At 58.0% G+C, this 17,555-nt stretch carries 15 protein-coding genes; 6 read left to right on the top strand and 9 right to left on the bottom strand.

All coding sequences use genetic code 11. The features are described from left to right. Positions 1-12: 12 nt before the first annotated feature. The 5 genes from ACR0J8_RS11895 to ACR0J8_RS11875 form a co-directional block, all read right to left on the bottom strand. Positions 13-1,008, bottom strand: a complete 996-nt coding sequence (locus ACR0J8_RS11895) for an aldo/keto reductase (RefSeq protein WP_480527156.1) — start codon at positions 1,006-1,008, stop codon at positions 13-15. Further along, complete coding sequence (locus ACR0J8_RS11890; RefSeq protein ID WP_480527158.1) at positions 998-1,978, bottom strand: sugar-binding transcriptional regulator; 981 nt, start codon at positions 1,976-1,978, stop codon at positions 998-1,000. The genes ACR0J8_RS11895 and ACR0J8_RS11890 overlap by 11 nt, the downstream gene beginning before the upstream one ends. Beyond that, a complete protein-coding gene (locus tag ACR0J8_RS11885; RefSeq protein WP_480527160.1) occupies positions 1,978-2,973 on the bottom strand; it encodes an ABC transporter permease in 996 nt (331 codons plus the stop codon). Before ACR0J8_RS11885 ends, ACR0J8_RS11890 begins: the two co-directional genes overlap by 1 nt. Positions 2,974-2,987: 14 nt before the next feature. Further along, a complete protein-coding gene (locus tag ACR0J8_RS11880) occupies positions 2,988-4,502 on the bottom strand; it encodes a sugar ABC transporter ATP-binding protein (RefSeq protein WP_480527162.1) in 1,515 nt (504 codons plus the stop codon). A 98-nt stretch (positions 4,503-4,600) separates the two neighbouring features. Then, positions 4,601-5,617: a substrate-binding domain-containing protein gene (locus ACR0J8_RS11875; protein ID WP_480527164.1), complete on the bottom strand. Its 1,017-nt coding sequence runs from the start codon at positions 5,615-5,617 to the stop codon at positions 4,601-4,603. A gap of 451 nt (positions 5,618-6,068) precedes the next feature. Between ACR0J8_RS11875 and ACR0J8_RS11870 the strand changes: the two genes are divergently transcribed. The 6 genes from ACR0J8_RS11870 to ACR0J8_RS11845 all read left to right on the top strand — a co-directional run bounded on the left by ACR0J8_RS11870 (position 6,069) and on the right by ACR0J8_RS11845 (position 13,395). Then, on the top strand, positions 6,069-6,902 hold the full coding sequence (locus tag ACR0J8_RS11870; RefSeq protein WP_480527166.1) for an arsenate reductase/protein-tyrosine-phosphatase family protein: 834 nt from the start codon (positions 6,069-6,071) through the stop codon (positions 6,900-6,902). Continuing rightward, positions 6,899-7,897 carry an ArsJ-associated glyceraldehyde-3-phosphate dehydrogenase gene (locus tag ACR0J8_RS11865; protein WP_480890348.1) on the top strand — a complete coding sequence of 333 codons (999 nt, stop codon included), beginning with the start codon at positions 6,899-6,901 and terminating at the stop codon, positions 7,895-7,897. Before ACR0J8_RS11870 ends, ACR0J8_RS11865 begins: the two co-directional genes overlap by 4 nt. Next, positions 7,894-9,159, top strand: coding sequence for an organoarsenical effux MFS transporter ArsJ (gene arsJ / locus ACR0J8_RS11860; protein WP_480527169.1), 1,266 nt, complete (start codon positions 7,894-7,896; stop codon positions 9,157-9,159). The genes ACR0J8_RS11865 and arsJ overlap by 4 nt, the downstream gene beginning before the upstream one ends. After that, a complete protein-coding gene (gene arsB / locus ACR0J8_RS11855) occupies positions 9,156-10,178 on the top strand; it encodes an ACR3 family arsenite efflux transporter (RefSeq protein ID WP_480527171.1) in 1,023 nt (340 codons plus the stop codon). Before arsJ ends, arsB begins: the two co-directional genes overlap by 4 nt. A 302-nt stretch (positions 10,179-10,480) precedes the next feature. Further along, entirely contained in the window at positions 10,481-10,930 is a 450-nt protein-coding gene (locus ACR0J8_RS11850) for a zinc metalloprotease (RefSeq protein ID WP_480890345.1), read from the top strand. A 41-nt stretch (positions 10,931-10,971) separates the two neighbouring features. Next, positions 10,972-13,395, top strand: coding sequence for a M10 family metallopeptidase C-terminal domain-containing protein (locus ACR0J8_RS11845; protein WP_480890342.1), 2,424 nt, complete (start codon positions 10,972-10,974; stop codon positions 13,393-13,395). A gap of 114 nt (positions 13,396-13,509) precedes the next feature. Here the strand turns inward: ACR0J8_RS11845 and dxs are convergent, their stop codons facing one another. Genes dxs through ACR0J8_RS11825 form a run of 4 tightly spaced genes read right to left on the bottom strand, consistent with a single transcriptional unit; the run spans position 13,510 to position 17,487 of the window. Next, positions 13,510-15,438, bottom strand: a complete 1,929-nt coding sequence (gene dxs, locus ACR0J8_RS11840; protein ID WP_480527174.1) for a 1-deoxy-D-xylulose-5-phosphate synthase — start codon at positions 15,436-15,438, stop codon at positions 13,510-13,512. A 16-nt stretch (positions 15,439-15,454) separates the two neighbouring features. Next, positions 15,455-16,321 carry a polyprenyl synthetase family protein gene (locus ACR0J8_RS11835; RefSeq protein WP_480890339.1) on the bottom strand — a complete coding sequence of 289 codons (867 nt, stop codon included), beginning with the start codon at positions 16,319-16,321 and terminating at the stop codon, positions 15,455-15,457. Continuing rightward, on the bottom strand, positions 16,322-16,564 hold the full coding sequence (locus tag ACR0J8_RS11830) for an exodeoxyribonuclease VII small subunit (RefSeq protein WP_170612539.1): 243 nt from the start codon (positions 16,562-16,564) through the stop codon (positions 16,322-16,324). Then, a complete protein-coding gene (locus tag ACR0J8_RS11825) occupies positions 16,561-17,487 on the bottom strand; it encodes a histone deacetylase family protein (protein ID WP_480527178.1) in 927 nt (308 codons plus the stop codon). The genes ACR0J8_RS11830 and ACR0J8_RS11825 overlap by 4 nt, the downstream gene beginning before the upstream one ends. Between the last annotated feature and the right edge of the window lie 68 nt (positions 17,488-17,555).

Raw genomic sequence — 17,555 nt, 5'->3', positions numbered from 1 at the left:
GGCTTCGATGGTTCAGCTGTCCAGATCGCTCAGATGCGCGCGGGCTTGGGTGTCGATCTCGGCGATCTCGGCTTCGGTCAGGCGCAGCCGCCCTGCCTTCGCATTCTCGACTGCCTGCGCCGCTTCCCGCGCACCGCAAAGTGAGAAGGTGATCCCCGGCTGCTGTACCGTCCATGCGATGACAGTCTGTGCCAGCGTCGCGTCATGCCCTTCGGCAATCGGTGCGATGGTCGCCATCAAGTCCGCCACTTTCTGGCGGTTCGCCATGGAAAAGCGCGGGTTGTCCTTGCGCTGATCATCGCCGTTGAACACACGATCCGGACCGATCTTGCCGCTGAGCAACCCCAGTGCCAGCGAGGAATAGCTGAGCACGGATACGCCATTCTCACGGCACACCGGCAGCAAAGTGCCTTCGATGTCGCGCTTGACCATCGAGTATTCTTCCTGGATGGCGTCCAACTGCCCCGCGGCCACATAGGCCCGTACCTCGTCGACCGAGGTGTTGCTGGCCCCGATCGAGCGGATCTTGCCTTGCTGTTTCAGGGTTTCCAGCGCCTCCATCGTCTCGGCAATGGGTGTGGTCGGGTCCTGCCAGTGGGTGATGTAGTGGTCGATGTAGTCGGTGCCCAGGCGGGTCAGGCTCTGCTCAACCTCATGGATGATCGCGTCCTTGCCCAGATAGCGATGCACCGGCTTGCCGTCATAGTCGAAGAAGTGGTTTCCCTTTTGCGTATGCCAGACCAGCCCGCATTTCGTGGCCAGCACGACCTTGTCGCGCCGACCCTTTAGCGCCTTTCCCACAATGTCTTCAGCGATGCCCTGACCATAAGCGGGGGCCGTGTCGATCAGCGTCACCCCCGCATCGACCGAGGCCTGAATTGCCGCAATGGACTTAGCCTCGTCCGTGCCGCCCCACATCCAGCCACCGATGGCCCATGTGCCCAGCCCGATGACCGACGCTTCGATCCCAGACGTTCCGATTTCCCGTGTCAGCATCTCATGCGACATCCCGTGTTCCTTCCATTTCCTGTATGACTGCGGTCGCTGTATCTTCGTCCAGGATCAGCGAGTTGAGAAACTTTCCGTTCAGCACTGCCTTGATTGGCTGCACTTTCTGCGCCCCTGCACTGACCCCGATCACGCGCGAGCACTGCGCCAGATCGGATGGTGAAACCGACACCAATCGTGAGTTCAGTGCATAGTTCGACACCGACCCGTCGATATGGATGAGATGGGCCAGGAGCTCTCCGATCACGCCCATGCCCACCAGCATCTTGCGATCCGCCTCGGGCACAGGGTGCAGGTCGTAATAGCTGGAGCCTTCCGGCTCGATCGATCCGACCCCGACCAGAGCGACATCTGCCCGGCGGGCCAGGTCCAGTACCTCGCGGATCGAGGAGACCTGCTCCAGCATGTCGCGCTGTTCACGGCTTTCGGCGAACAGCGGTGCGTGCAACAGCATGGTTTTGCCGCCCAACCGGTCTGCCATCTGCGTCGCCAGATGGTTAACGTCCGTGTAGTACTTGCCCTGAATACCCCCCGTCAGCGGTACAACGGTCACGTCAAAATCACGCTCGGGTTCCAGCGCCTCGACTGTTGCACTGACGGCCTTGCCGCCGGTGATTGCGATGACATCCCCATCCCGCAGGGTTTCAACCAGATGATTGGCGGCAGCGCGGCCGACCTGCTGCAGGGTCGTCTCGGCGCTGCCGGCGACCGACGGGGTGACAATGGCGTCGCTCAGACCGGTCGACCGGGCCAGATCACGTTCGATATCCATCAACGTCTCGAACGGGCTTTCGATGTCAATCTTTACCATGCCCATATTGCGGCCCTGTGTGATCAGGCGATTGACCTTCGAGTTCGACAGGTTCAGCGTCCGGGCAATATCGGCCTGCTTCTGACCTTCCAGGTAATGCAGGACCAGAACGGTGTGGATCTGCCGGATCAGTTCGAAGTCTTTCTTCTTGTCCACCATCACCCGCGCCTCTTGTTCAGGTAGTGGTCGATGGTGACCGCCGCCAGCAGGATCGACCCACGGATGATGTCCTGCCAGTAGACCGACACGTCCAGCAGCGCCAGCGAACTGGACACCAGCGACAACAGGATGACGCCGAGGATTGCGCCAAGGATCGACCCCGAGCCGCCATTCAGACTGGCCCCGCCGATCACGGCAGCGGCGATGATGGTCAGTTCCAGCCCCAACCCGAACGTCGGCTGCGCCGAGCCGAACCGGGCCATGTAGATGATACCCGCCACGCCACAGAGCGTTGAACACAACGTGGTGGTCAGAAAGATCACCTTCTTCGTGCGGATGCCCGAATAGGCCGCGGCCTTTTCGTTGGAACCGGTATAGAACACCTTCCGGAACATGGTCGTGCGCCGCAGCATGAAATCAAAGGCGATCACGAAGACAAGGAAAATGATGATCACTATCGGGATCGGCCCGACCGATCCCTGTCCGATGAATTTGAATTCGGGCGGCAGAGTATACAGCCCCAGCGGCCGTCCACCGGTGAACAACAGGCAAGCCCCCCGCGCAATTACCATGATCGCCAGTGATACGATGAAATGATGCAGCCCAACGCGGGTTACGAAGAACCCCATGAAGGCCCCGATGGCCGTACACAGCGCGATCGCCATAGCCGAGGCTACCCACGGGTTCACCCCGCTCAGGAAAAGCCACCCGGCGATCACCATGGCCAGCGCCGTGACCGAACCGACCGACAGGTCGATCCCCCCCGAGATCAGCAGGATTGTCATGCCGATCACCAGCAGTCCGTCCACCGCAAAGGCCATCGACATCGCCCGCATATTGGCCCAGGTCAGGAAATAGGGGGAGGCGAAGGACATGATCAAAAACAACGCCAGAATGATGACAATCAACCCCGTTTCGCGCATTTGAAACAGGCGTTTCAGCGGCGGTATGCTTTCGGCGGGTCCCGCTTGGGTCAGGTTCACCGTGTTGTCCATATTCGTCCCTCCGCTCATGCGACCGAAGCCTGCACTTCCGCAATGGAAGCCAGATGCATGATGTTTTCTTCCGTCATTTCGTCGCCTGTGACCTGTCCGCTGATGCGCCCTTCACGCACAACCAGCACGCGGTCGCAGACACCAATCAGTTCGGGCAATTCCGAAGAAATCACGACGATCCCCACGCCCTCATTCGCCAAGTCACGCAGAATGCGGTGGATTTCAGACTTCGCGCCAACGTCGACACCGCGGGTTGGTTCATCCAGAAAGATCAGACGCGGGTTGACCGAAAGCATCTTGGCAAGCGCCACTTTTTGCTGATTTCCGCCCGAAAGCGAGGACACCGGGTCGCTCAACGATCCGCATTTCAGGTTCAGCTTGCGCCCGAGCGCTTCGGCTTGGCCCGTTTCCGCTGCGGGCTGGATCAGGCCAAGTCCGTTGGCCACCTGTTCAGGCTTCAGGGCCGAGACGTTGGCGGCGATTGGCAGTTCAAGGAAAACTCCATCGCCTTTGCGGTCCTCGGACAGGTACACCATCCCCTTGGCGATACTGTCCTGATAGTTGCGCAACCTGAGTTCTTCGCCATTCAGCCAAACCTGCCCGGACGCATCCCCTTCCAGCTTGCAGATTGCCCTTGCGATCTCGCTGCGGCCCGCACCGATAAGTCCTGCAATGCCCAGGATCTCACCCTTGTTCAGGGTGAACGATACATCACGGAATCGCGCCGCCTCGGTCAGGTTGCGCACGTCCAGGATCACCTCGTCTGACGGGGTACCCTGCTTCTTGGGGTACAGGTCATCGATCACCCGTCCGACCATTGCATTCACCACGTCACCGGGCTGTATGTCGGCCACATTCCGCGTGACGATGTGCTGGCCATCCCGGAACACCGAAACCCGGTCGCAGTTGTCAAAGATCTCAACCATTCGATGCGAGATATAGATGATGGAAATCCCCTGATCCGCCAGATTGCGCATGATCCCGAACAGGGTCCGAGCCTCCGATTCCGTGAGTGCGGCTGTGGGCTCGTCAAGGATCAGAATGCGGCAATCCAGCGTCAGGGCCTTTGCAATCTCAACCAGTTGCTGGTTGGAGATCGAAAGTTTCTTAACCAGAATCGAAGGATCGATGTCGCTGAGTTGGCGAAACACATCGACCGCATCACGCTCCAGTTTCTTATAATCCATCAGCCATGACCGGCTGATATTGGTTTTGGCCATGAAGATGTTCTCGGCCACCGACACATCCGGGCACAGAGCGATCTCCTGATGGACAAAGCCGATACCCAGTTGCTGCGCCATCGTGGGTGACGAGATTTTGACCGGCTTGCCGTCGAGAACGATCTGACCGCTGTCCGGTTGCAAAATCCCGTCGATCACGTTCATCAGTGTCGATTTTCCTGCACCGTTTTCCCCTGCAATCGCGTGGATTTCTCCTTTGCGGAGTTCAAAGTCGATCCCGCGCAGTGCTTTGACCGGGCCAAAAGACTTGCTGAGGTTCGATATCCGAAGGATCACATCGTCTTGCATTGCACCACCTGTTCGGGTGTCTCATTTTTGGTTGATGTCCTGAACCGCCCGCGAACTGATTTGGAACTGCGCGGGCGGCTCGTCGGGGAGTACTCGGATCAGGCCGGATCGCGGCCTTCCATGTAGACGTTCAGGTCAAAGCTGTCCGCATTGTCCTGGGTGATGACTGCAAAGCCATTGTCCACGAACGGAATCTGAACCGGGTTGAAACCGCTGGTCCGCCAATCGTTGAACGGATCGAAAATGTCCGACCGGTTTGCCAGATGCACCGCCATGAAGCCCATGAAGCCCTGTACACCCTGGTTTGGGTTCAGCGACATATGGATGTTGCCCGCTCGGATGTGTTCCAACGTGGTGGGCGTCACATCCGCGTGCATGATCAGAAGGTCCGAGCCGGCTTCCAGTTTCGCCGCAACCGCACCTTCGGCAGAACCCGCTTCGGGAATCCAGATCGCCGCCACATTCGGATTGGCCTGAATGATCGAGGCTGTCGCGCGATAGGCCGCATTGCTGTCCTGGTTCGTGGCCTGACGTCCGACCAGTTTCATGTTCGGATAATTGTCTTCCATGTATGCAATCAGCGACGTGACGCGCAGATCGTGGTTTGACTGTCCCGGATTCTCGAGAACCGCGTATTCGGCGCTGTCACCTACTTGTTTGACGATCTCTTCTGCCGCGAACTTCGCCTCGGCATGGTTGTCCGAGGTGATATAGCCGGTGCGCTTTGAGCTTGGGCTGTCGGCGGCAAAGGTGACGATCTCGGTGCCATTGTCGACAGCGCGATTGATCGGCTCGATGAACGGGTCGGACTGCATCGGGTGCAACAGAACACCTGCGGGCTGCTTCACCAGATCCTGCTCGAACGAGGCGATCTGCTTGGTGATGTCGTAATCCGGCGTGCCTGAGAACACGGTTTTGCAACCAAACGCCTCGGCAGCCTGTTTGAAGCCCTGGTATACCGGTACCCAATAGGGATGACCCGAGACCATCACGTTCATGATGTATGTCTCATCGGGTTCGCACATGATGCTTTCGGCCTGCGCTGGCGCGGCAGAAATCCCGGCAACCGCCAACGCGGCAGACGCAATAATACTGTTTGCCTTCTTGATGTTCATTGGTTTCCTCCCTGCAGAATGCTCCTGCGACTGCGGCGCATTGTTCGTTCAGCACCAACTGTGCAAGAAATTTCTGCGTGTGATGTTTATTGCACACTCCCTGTCTAAGGGTGATACACCGGTGGCGTCAATAATTTTTGACAAAAATTTTCTGTGGTGAAATTTATTTCGTTTAAGTGTTCTGGATAGCTAAAATTGAATGGGCACGCGCGGATCGGTCGCTCTCGGCAGTCTTGTACCCACTGCCAAAGCTATACTCCTGCGGAGCTGACGTGCTCGACTGAATTGAGAGTAAAACCAGACGAGCGAAGTCTTCCGGAAAACTGGCTGGAAGATCGGATCCAGATCTGCTTCGCATACGCGGAACTGTAGTTTTTCTGTCCCTGAAGAATATCCAAAAACAGCCTTCGCCCGATTGACGCGCCACCTATAATTCAATATTTCATGAAATATGACAGAAAGAATCACAGAACAGTTGTCGATCCTTGGGCACCCGCAGCGGATAACCGTTTTCCGCATGTTGATGCGGCGTTTTCCCGACACTGTGCCCGCAGGAGAGCTGGCAACCGAACTGGGCATCAAGCCCAGCACGATGTCCAACTACCTCAACGCTCTGCAGCGGTCGGGCCTGGTGTCGCAGACGCGGTCCGGAACCTCTTTGCTCTATTCGGTTGAAATGACGAACGTGCAGCGCATGCTCGACTTTCTGATCGTCGATTGCTGCCGTGGCCGGCCAGATATCTGCATGCCCTTCACAAAAGGAGATGGTGCCAAGACCGAGCGCAAGTACAACGTATTGTTTCTGTGTGTCGGCAATTCCGCCCGCTCGATATTTGCGGAGTCGTTGCTGCGGTCCCTTGGACCGGATCGTTTCAATGTCTATTCCGCAGGAACCCAGCCCACCTCTGAACTGAATCCGTTCGCCGTTCAGGTTCTGAAGGACAAGGGACATGACGTTTCGGCTCTGCGTTCCAAACATATGTCCGAGTTCTTCGAGGCCGGCGCCCCGGAAATGGATTTTGTCTTTACCGTCTGCAATCAGGCAGCCAACGAGGAATGCCCGGCCTGGGAGGGCCAGCCGATCAGCGGCCATTGGGGCATGGTCGACCCTGTCAAGGCGCAGGGCACCGACGCGGAAAAAGCGCTGGCCTTTCAGAACGCTTACGGCGCGCTCAAACGGCGCATCGAAACCTTTATATCGTTGCCGGTCGAAAGCCTCGACCGGATCGCATTGCAATCTGCTGTCGATGACATCGGCAGGAATGTCGCCGGGGACATGAAATGACGACATATGCTGTGAATGGCCTGGGCCGGATGGGAAAGCTGGCGCTGAAGCCTTTGCTGGACAAGGGCGCCAGGATCGCCTGGATCAATGACGCAGTTGGCGACCCGGCGATGCATGCGCATCTGCTGGAGTTCGACACTGTGCACGGGCGCTGGGACGCAACATTTGCGCATGATGCGAACAGCGTCACGGTTAACGGGACGCGCCTGCCCTTCATCGGAACCAAAGACCTGAACGCCTTGCCACTGGACGGTGTCGATGTGGTGATCGACTGCACCGGCGTATTCAAAACCGAAGCCAAGCTGGCTCCGTATTTTGAGGCGGGCGTGAAGAAGGTCGTTGTTTCGGCCCCGGTCAAGGACGGCCCCACCGCCAATATCGTCATGGGCGTGAACGAAGACACCTATGACCCCGCCACGCATCACATCGTGACGGCGGCCTCCTGCACCACCAATTGTTTGGCGCCGGTTGTGAAGGTCATTCACGAAAACCTCGGCATCCGCCACGGTTCAATGACGACAATCCATGACGTGACCAACACGCAGACCATTGTAGACCGCCCCGCCAAAGACCTGCGCCGCGCCCGGTCCGCGCTGAACTCGCTGATTCCAACCACCACCGGATCGGCCACGGCGATCACGCTGATCTATCCGGAACTGAAAGGGCGGTTGAATGGCCATGCAGTGCGGGTGCCGCTGCTGAACGCCTCGCTGACCGATTGCGTGTTCGAAGTGGAACTTGAAACCACCGCCGAGGAAGTCAACGCATTCTTCAAATCTGCAGCCGAAGGTGAGCTGAAAGGTATTCTGGGTTATGAAACCCGGCCGCTGGTTTCGACCGACTACACCAATGACGTACGGTCTTCGATCATCGATGCGCCGTCGACCATGGTGGTGAACGGGACGCAGGTGAAGGTCTACGCGTGGTACGACAATGAAATGGGTTACGCACACCGTCTGGTGGACGTCGCAATGATGGTTGGAAACGCGCTGTGACCCAGCGACCCGAAGGACTGTCGGCCTATATTGCGGTCACGGCGGCCTATTGGGCCTTTATGCTGACCGACGGAGCCTTGCGTATGCTGGTGTTGCTGCACTTTCATACCATGGGGTTCTCGCCGGTGCAGTTGGCATATCTGTTCGTCCTGTATGAAGTCGCCGGGATGGGCACGAACCTGGCGGCCGGCTGGGTCGCGGCGCGGTTCGGGTTGGCATCAACGCTTTACGCGGGGCTTTGCTTGCAGGTCGCGGCGCTGCTTGCCCTGACGCAATTAGACCCTAACTGGGACATTCCGACCAAAGTAGCCTTTGTGATGATCATTCAGGGGGCGAGCGGGATCGCCAAGGATCTGGCCAAAATGTCTTCAAAATCCGCTGTGAAGCTGCTGGCGCCGGCCGAAGGCGACGGGCTGTTTCGTTGGGTCGCCATCCTCACCGGATCGAAGAATGCGGTGAAGGGGTTGGGTTTTCTGCTGGGGGCCGGGTTGCTGGCGACGCTGGGCTTTATGTGGGCCACGCTGGCCATGGCCATTGTGCTTGCAATCATTCTGATCGCAGTCTTCGTTCTGATGCCGCCCGGCCTGCCCAAAGGACGCAAAGGCGCAAAATTCTCCGAGGTCTTCTCGAAATCCGCCAATGTGAACTGGCTGTCGTTGGCACGCGTCTTTCTGTTCGGCGCGCGGGACGTCTGGTTTGTGGTCGGTATCCCGATCTATTTCTATGCGGTTTTGTCGGACGGAACTGACCAAGGCAACCGCGCCGCATTCTTCGTGATCGGAACCTTCATGGCTGTGTGGGTGATCCTGTACGGGGCAGTACAGGCCAATGCGCCGAAAATACTGCACGCGGCAGAGCGCAGCGAGGGCGACCTGATCCAAGCCGCACGCAATTGGGCTGTGGCCCTGTTCTGCGTTCCTGCGGCTCTAACGCTGGCGGTTCTGCTGTCTTCGGGTCCCGAGACATGGCTGACCGCAACGCTGGTTCTGGGCTTGCTGGCGTTCGGCGCGATCTTCGCCGTCAATTCCGCATTGCACTCCTACCTCATCCTGGCCTTCACCCATTCGGAGCGGGTCACGATGGATGTGGGGTTTTATTACATGGCCAACGCGACGGGCCGCCTGATCGGCACCGTCCTGTCCGGCCTCACCTATCAGGTCGGAGGCCTGCCGCTGGTTCTGGGAACGGCGGCGGTGATGGTCGCCGTTGCTGCTCTGACATCCGGCAAACTCATCGATCAGACGTCCGAGGTTGTCTCATGACTATTTTTGAACGCTACCTGTCCGTCTGGGTTGCCCTTGCCATGGTCGCAGGTGTCCTGATCGGGCTTGCCGCGCCTGGACTGGTCGGGCTGATTGCCTCGGCCGAGGTGGCCAGTGTCAACCTTGTGGTGGCTGTACTGATCTGGGCGATGGTTTATCCGATGATGGTCGGCGTCGATTTCGGCGCGGTGGCGGGCGTGGCACGCCAGCCCCGCGGACTGATCGTTACCCTGACGGTCAACTGGCTGATTAAACCCTTTACCATGGCGCTGCTGGCGGTCCTGTTCTTCGATTACGTTTTTGCTCCGTGGATCGAACCCGAGGATGCCGCCCAATACACAGCGGGCCTTATCCTGCTTGGCGCGGCGCCCTGCACGGCGATGGTGTTCGTCTGGTCTCAACTGACCCGGGGCGATGCGACCTATACGCTGGTTCAGGTGTCGGTAAATGACCTCATCATGGTCGTGGCTTTCGCGCCAATTGTTGCCTTTCTGCTGGGCGTAACGGACATCTCGGTGCCGTGGCAAACCCTGGTTCTGGCAACCGTGCTGTACGTGGTCCTGCCCCTGATCGCCGGGCTGATCACCCGTCGCAAACTGGGCTCGCAAGCGGCGATTGACGCCTTTTCAGCGCGTGTCAAGCCGTGGTCGGTCATGGGCCTGATCGCAACCGTCGTCATCCTTTTCGGCCTGCAAGGAGAGACGATCCTCTCGAAGCCGCTTGTCATCTTGCTGATCGCTGTTCCAATCCTGATTCAGAGCTATGGTATCTTCGCGCTTGCCTATGGCGCGGCCTATGCGCTGAAAGTTCCGCATCGCATCGCTGCACCCTGCGCCATGATCGGAACCTCGAATTTTTTCGAACTGGCGGTTGCCGTCGCCATCAGCCTTTTCGGCCTCAATTCCGGCGCCGCCTTGGCGACAGTGGTCGGGGTTCTGGTCGAAGTTCCGGTGATGCTGTCACTGGTTGCTTTTGCCAACAGGACGCGCATTTCGGTTCAACAGCGCGCAGAAAGCTGAAGTCGCAGTATTGAACAGGTGCGCAAAAAAAGCGCCGGATGACAAATAATATAAGCAGGCCAGTATTCGGACGCAACGCGGTTGGCCAAGTCGATGAAAGACAAGGTAATTCCTGAAAACTAGGTAGTTCCAGGGCTTTCGGATACTGGGTTCAGAACGTGCGATTCAGCCCCACATCGTTTGGAGGTTCTGGACTTAACGATTTGTTCAGATATTTTTGAATCCGCAATCTTCAATTGCCATGAAAATGACAATTTGAAACTGAATTCAGCTTTGAAACAAATTTTCTTTGAGGTCCTCAGATGCTTACGTTCCCGCCGCAACCCCCGTCATCCTCCCCCCTCAGCGCAATTCAAGGTGACAGAGCTTACGGTGACGGAAACCCGGCGACCGTCACGACGATTACGTATCATTTTGGTGATTTCTTCGACAAATCAGGTACTTCGTTTTGGACGAACGCGTATAAGAATGAGTTCAAGCAGGCACTGGCTGTCATAGAATCGGTTGCAAACATCCAGTTCGTTGAAACCGCCAACGCCTTTGCCGCCGATCTTGTTGAATATATCGCCCCGAGCAGTTTCTTTACTGGCCAGGGGTTTTCCCCGAACACATTGGGATACCATTACTACCCCCACAATGGGCCGTCAGAGGGGGCGTTCAACACAAACTGGTGGACGGCTGGGCCGGGTGGCAACGGCACACCGGGTGCCTATTTCTTCACGACGATTTGCATGAAATTGGCCATGCCCTAGGCCTCGGGCATCCGCACGACAGGGGTCTGTCTACCACTGTCATGAGCGGGGTGACGTCGCCCTTCAATGACTACGGTACAAACAATCTGAATCAGGGCGTCTACACTGTCATGTCCTACAATGACGGTTGGACACAGGTGAACGGTAATCTATTCTCAAACGCGCAGTATGGCGGGTCGACCGGGTTGGGCGCATTGGACATTGCAGCCCTGCAAGCACTTTATGGTGCAAATACAACGCACAACTCAGGCAACACCGTCTATACACTGCCGTCAGCCAACGTCAGCGGAACAGGGTATCAGTCCATCTGGGACACAGGTGGCATTGATACGATCCAACATCTCGGTAGTACAGGCGCGCTCATCGATCTGCGTGCAGCAACGATAGTCTACTCAGCAACCGGTGGTGGAATAGTCTCCAACGTCGCTGGCGTTCGGGGCGGCTTCACGATCGCTCAGGGCGCTGTGATCGAAAACGCCACCGGCGGCTCGGGAAACGATACGCTTGTCGGAAACAGTGCGCAGAACGTTCTGAACGGAAACTGGGGGAATGACACGATTTATTCGTTGTCCAACGGGTCAAATGACAACACAATCATTGGCGGCAATGGAAATGACATAATCTACGTCGCTACAGGAACCGGCTCGGACACAGTTCTCGGTGGTGCCGGAAACGATCTGGCAATTGTAACACGCAACAACGGTTCGTTTTCGGGTGGAAGCAATTTCGACACGGTCCGTTTTGTCGACGCTATGGACCGTTACCTGCTTATTCAGAACGGCAGCACCTACGAATTCAAAAGCGTCGCGAACGGAGCAACGTTCTCTGTTTCGTCGGACGTGGAACAGTTTCAGTTCTCGAATGGCGCGCAATCGCTTAACAGCACCGGGGTAGTAGCGGCGATGGGTGTCGTGAACATTGAGACGGTCGGTACGGTGCTTCAACATGCAAATCAAGGAATCTATGTGCTGGATGGCGGATCCGCAAATGTGGCGCTGACCTACAATGGACAAGCGGTCGGCCAGAACACGCTGGGCGGCTGGCAGGCCATTCACACTGAGGCCAGCGGTGGCGGCTATCGCGTACTTTGGCAGAACACAGACGGCAGTTACGCCGAATGGACCACCAACCGCCAGGGACAGTTTCTCAGCGGAGCGGCAGTCAACAATATCGTCAGTCTTGAGAACGTCTATGGCGTTGATTTCAACAACGACAACCTGATTGGGCATGACTCGACCACAATCGAGAGCGATGGCCTCGTAAACCTGGTTGCTTCCACACAAAACGGCTATGTCATTGGCGGAACTGCAACCGTGACACTGAATGGGGCAACGGTGGTTCCGGGAACGCTGGGCGGCTGGTCTGCGATCCAAGCCGAAGCGTCAGGTGGCGGGTATCGGATCCTGTGGCAAAACTCGGACGGAAGCTATGCCGAATGGACGCTGGACGGGACGGGTGCGTTTATCAACGGAACAGCAATAGCCAACGTCATTGACGTCGAAAGCTTTTATGGAGCCGATATCAACAATGACGGCACTACCGGACATGTGGTGACGCCTATTGAGAGTAACGGGTCCACAACCCTATCCTCCTCGACCCAGGGCTCTTACCTTATTAATGGCAGTACCCCGGTATCCTTGAACGGCACGACAATTGCACCTGGTAGTCTGGCCGGCTGGGATGCCGTTCAGGTCGAAGCGTCAGGCGGCGAGTATCGTTTGCTGTGGAAAAACAGTGACGGCAGTTACGCCGAATGGACATTGGACAGTGCGGGCCAGTTCACTGGTGGTGGTGCTGTAGGCAACGTCGTTAGTCTTGAGACCTTCTATGGGGCCGACATCAACGGTGATGGCACAACAGGGCACACGGTAAACTCCATCGAAATAGCCGGGTCGACGAATCTGGGGGCTTCGACACAAGGTATGTACATGATCAACGGAACCATTGCGGTTTCGTTGAACGGCGCGAATATCGGCCCTGACAGTTTGAGCGGATGGAACGCAATTCATGTCGAGGCCTCTGGTGGTGGTTACAGGCTTTTGTGGAAAAACACGGATGGTAGCTATGCAGAATGGACGCTGGATGGTTCAGGTCAATATACGAGCGGTGCCGCGGTTCCTGATGTTGTCGCCGTCGAAGTCTTTTACCAGTGGGATTTTGACGTCAGCGGAACAGTCGGATTTGCCCAACCGAAACTGGCCCACCCCGATGCTCTGGGTCCTGTTGCAAACCAATTTGTCGCCGATCTGCTTCTGGCCGTCGATGAGGAAGATACGGACAATCTGATCTTCGTCGCGGAACTCGAAGACGCCGAAGAAACGGAGCCTTTCTTCGAGACAGATGGCGAACTTGCCGCACGAAACATTTCGAAAACTCAGCCAGAGCACGGTGACAGCCTTGATCACCATTCGGAGGATGAACTGGAAGTCTTTGATCCTCTGGAAGAAGATGCATTCCTGATCTGATCAGAGTTCTGATTGCAAAACAGAAGAGAATGGCCGCCGTCAAACAGATGACTGCGGCCATTTTGCAGAAAGCGTAAAAAACCGGGGATCTGGCCTAAAAACCGCCCACTGAAATCAGGCGCGTTTTTCGCCGATTGTCGCGATACCCAGCACATCCAGTACTTTTGCTTCGATATGCTCGGCATTCATTCCGGCCTCGGCATACATATCCGCCGGGTTGGCCTGATCGATGAACGTGTCAGGCAAAACCATCGAGCGATACCTGAGGCCGTGGTCGAACACCCCTTCGTCCGACAGCAGTTGCGCAACGTGGCTGCCGAACCCGCCGACTGCGCCTTCTTCGATGGTTATCAGGGCCTCGTGATCCTCAGCCAGCGACAGGATCAGGTCCCGATCCAGCGGTTTGGCAAAGCGGGCATCGGCAATAGTCGGCGAAATCCCCTTGGCTGTCAGGGATTCTGCCGCCTTCTCCACCTCGGCCAGGCGCGTGCCAAACGACAGCAACGCCACGCGCGCACCCTTCCGGATCATGCGTCCCTTGCCGATTTCCAGAACTTCACCGCTTTCCGGCAGTTCAACGCCAACACCTTCGCCACGCGGATAGCGGAACGCGATAGGGCCGTCGTCATGGGCTGCGGCAGTCGCAACCATATGCATCAATTCCGCCTCGTCAGCGGCGGCCATCACCACCATGCCCGGCAGATTGGCCAGATAAGCGATGTCAAACGAACCGGCATGCGTCGCGCCATCCGCGCCCACCAGCCCGGCGCGATCGATTGCAAATCGCACCGGCAACCGCTGTATGGCAACATCATGAACAACCTGATCATACCCGCGCTGCAAAAAGGTTGAGTACATCGCGCAGAACGGTTTCATCCCGCCTGCAGCCAGTGCGGCGGCAAATGTTACCCCGTGTTGTTCGGCAATCGCCACGTCAAAACAGCGCGATGGGTAGCGTTCGGCAAACAGGTTCAGGCCCGTACCATCCGGCATTGCGGCTGTGACCGCGACGATCTTGTCGTCACGCGCGGCCTCTTCCACAAGCGTTTTGCCGAAAACCGAAGTGTAAGACGGCGCGTTGGATGGTGCCTTTTTCTGTTCGCCCGTCACCACATCGAATTTCGCCGTCGCGTGGCCCCTGTCGCGGGCTTGTTCGGCCGGGGCGAAACCTTTGCCCTTCTTAGTCAACACATGGATCAGGATCGGCCCGGTTGCCCGCGCCTTGACGGTGCGCAGCACCGGCAGCAACTGGTCCATGTCATGCCCGTCGATCGGTCCCACATAGGAAAAGCCCAGTTCTTCGAACAGCGTGCCCCCTACGGCCATCCCCTTCAGCATCTCCTTGGCGCGCTTTGCGCCTTCACGGAACGGTTCCGGCAGCAGCGAGACCGCGCCTTTGGCGGCAGCTTTCAGATCGTGGAACGGTTCTTCAGCGTAAATTCGCGACAGATAGTTGGAGAGCGCACCAACCGGTGGCGCAATGCTCATCTCATTGTCGTTCAGAATGACGATCAGGCGTTTCTTCAGATGGCCGGCGTTGTTCATCGCCTCAAAGGCCATGCCCGCAGACATCGAACCGTCGCCGATCACGGCAATCGCGTCACCCAGACCTTCGGGTGTTACTCCGCCCAGATCGCGCGCCACGGCAAAGCCCAGCGCCGCACTGATCGACGTACTGGAATGCGCCGCGCCAAAGGGGTCATATGGGCTTTCGCTGCGCTTGGTGAACCCGCTCAGGCCATCTTTCTGGCGCAGGGTCCGGATTCGGTCGCGGCGTTCGGTCAAAATCTTGTGCGGATAGCACTGATGGCCGACGTCCCAGATGATCTTGTCGCGCGGTGTTTCGAAAACCGCATGCAACGCCGTGGTCAGTTCGACCACGCCCAATCCCGCACCCAGATGCCCGCCGGTGACGGAAACCGCCGAAATCGTCTCAGCCCGCAGCTCCTGCGCTACCTGATGCAACTGCGCGTCCGAGAACCGTCTGAGGTCCGCAGGGCGGTTCACAAGGTCCAGCAGGGGCGTATTTGGGCGGTCAGACATTTTGCGCGTTCCTGGCTTAGCTGTCCCGGGCAATAACGAAGCGGGCGGCGTCCTTCAAGGTTTCTGCCTGCGGTCCATACCCATCCAGAGCGGCACAGGCCTGATTTGCCAGGTCCACGGCACGAGCCTTGGCCGCGTCCAGACCCAGCAGCGAGACAAAGGTCGCCTTTCCGGCCGCCGCATCCTTTTGCAGGCGCTTACCGGCTTTTTCGGCGTCACCTTCTACATCCAAGATGTCATCAGCAATCTGGAAGGCAAGTCCAAGGGCACGGGCATATTGGCGCATCGGCTCCGGGTCGATCTGCGCCAGGCGCGCACCCGCACAGGCGGACCATTCGATCAGTGCGCCGGTTTTGCCCGCCTGCAGGAGCGTGATTTCATCCAGTGTCAGCGGCGTTTCCGCCGTTTCCGCCGCAATATCCAGCGCCTGACCCAGCACCATCCCCTGCGCCCCACTCGCCTTGGCCAATGTCACGGCCAGTTCCGCGCGCGCTTCGGCGGTTCCGACCTCGGGTAGGGAGCACAACTCAAATGCCAGCGTCTGCAAGGCATCGCCGGTCAAAAGGGCAGTGCCTTCGTCCCATTTCACGTGCACTGTCGGGCGACCTCGGCGCATATCATCGTTGTCCATGCAAGGCAGATCGTCATGGACGAGCGAATAAGCGTGCAACGCCTCGATCCCTGTTGCGGGCCAGATCGCCTGCGCGGCGTCAATTCCATGTAACCGTGCGCTTTCCAGTACCAGGAACCCGCGCAGGCGCTTTCCGCCCTCGGTGGCATAGGCCATCGCCCGGGTCACATCCAGATCGTCCAGCGCCCCCAGCACCAGATCGAACTGGTGCTGAATCCGCGCGGCATCCTGCGCTAGAATGTCCTGAAACATCTACAGACCTTCGACAGAGGTCGTCCCGGTCGGCTGCCCGTCGGCGTCCAAAGTGATCGCAGCCACCTTTTCCTCGGCCCGCTTCAGCTCGTCCTCGCAGCGTTTCTTTAGCTGCGCGCCACGCTCATACAGCGCGATGGATTGGTCCAGCGCCACGTCGCCGCGCTCCAGCTGGCCGACCACGGCCTCAAGCTCTTTCATCGCCTGTTCGAAAGTCATCTGCTCAACTGGGGTATCGGTCATCGTGCTGCCTTCATCAGTTCTTCCACATGGGCGCGTGTCGCCTCGGCCAGTGCGTTCAGATCATATCCGCCTTCCAGAGTCGAGACGATGCGGCCGCCGCAAACCTCATCGGCGATCCTGCACAGTTCGGCCGTGATCCAGGCGAAGTCGCCGGTCGACCAGTTGAGATTGGCCAGGGGATCGTTCTGATGCGCGTCGAACCCGGCCGAGATAATGATCAGTTCCGGCTTGAATGCACGCAAACGCGGAAAGGCTTGCGTTTCGTAGGCCCTGCGCATTTCAGGGCCACCCGTACCGGGCGCCAGCGGAATATTCAGGATTGTCTCGAAGGCGCCGGTCTCATCCGGACGACCCGATCCGGGCCACAATGGCATCTGTTGGCTGGTGATCAGCAACGCGCGCCGCTCGTCCCAAAGCAAATCCTGTGTACCGTTGCCGTGATGTACATCAAAATCCACCACCGCCACCCGGCCAAGACCATGATGGTCCAGCGCATGTTTGGCCGCCAGCGCAGCATTGCCGAACAGGCAGAACCCCATGGCCGTGTCAGTTTCGGCATGATGCCCCGGGGGTCGGATGGCGCAGAAGGCATTTCCGGCGTCTCCCCCCAAAACCATGTCCACGGCCCGAACAACCGCACCGGCGGCGCGATAGGCAGCGTCGATCGAACCCGGAGACAGGAACGTGTCCCCGTCAATCTGGGCAAATCCGTCGACGGGGCGCATTTTGCGCAGGTCGCTGATGTAGCTTTGCGGGTGTATGCGCAAAAGATCGTCATCCGCCGCCAATGGGGCGGTCACCCGATTCAGGTCCAGGGGTTCAAGCGCATGCAGAATATGCTCCAGCCGTGCGACACGTTCGGGGTGCCCGTCGGGTGTTACATGCCCAAGGCAATCCGCGTGGGTCAAAAGGGCTGTTTTCATGGGGATCCCTTCTTCATCTGGCTAAAAATATCCTCGCCGAAGGCTTGAAGTCGCCGCGCAGCGGCACC

Source organism: Ruegeria sp. N11 (genome assembly GCF_056531525.1).
The sequence above is the reverse complement of the archived record's forward strand: the minus strand, read 5'-3'. Positions and strand labels throughout refer to the sequence as shown.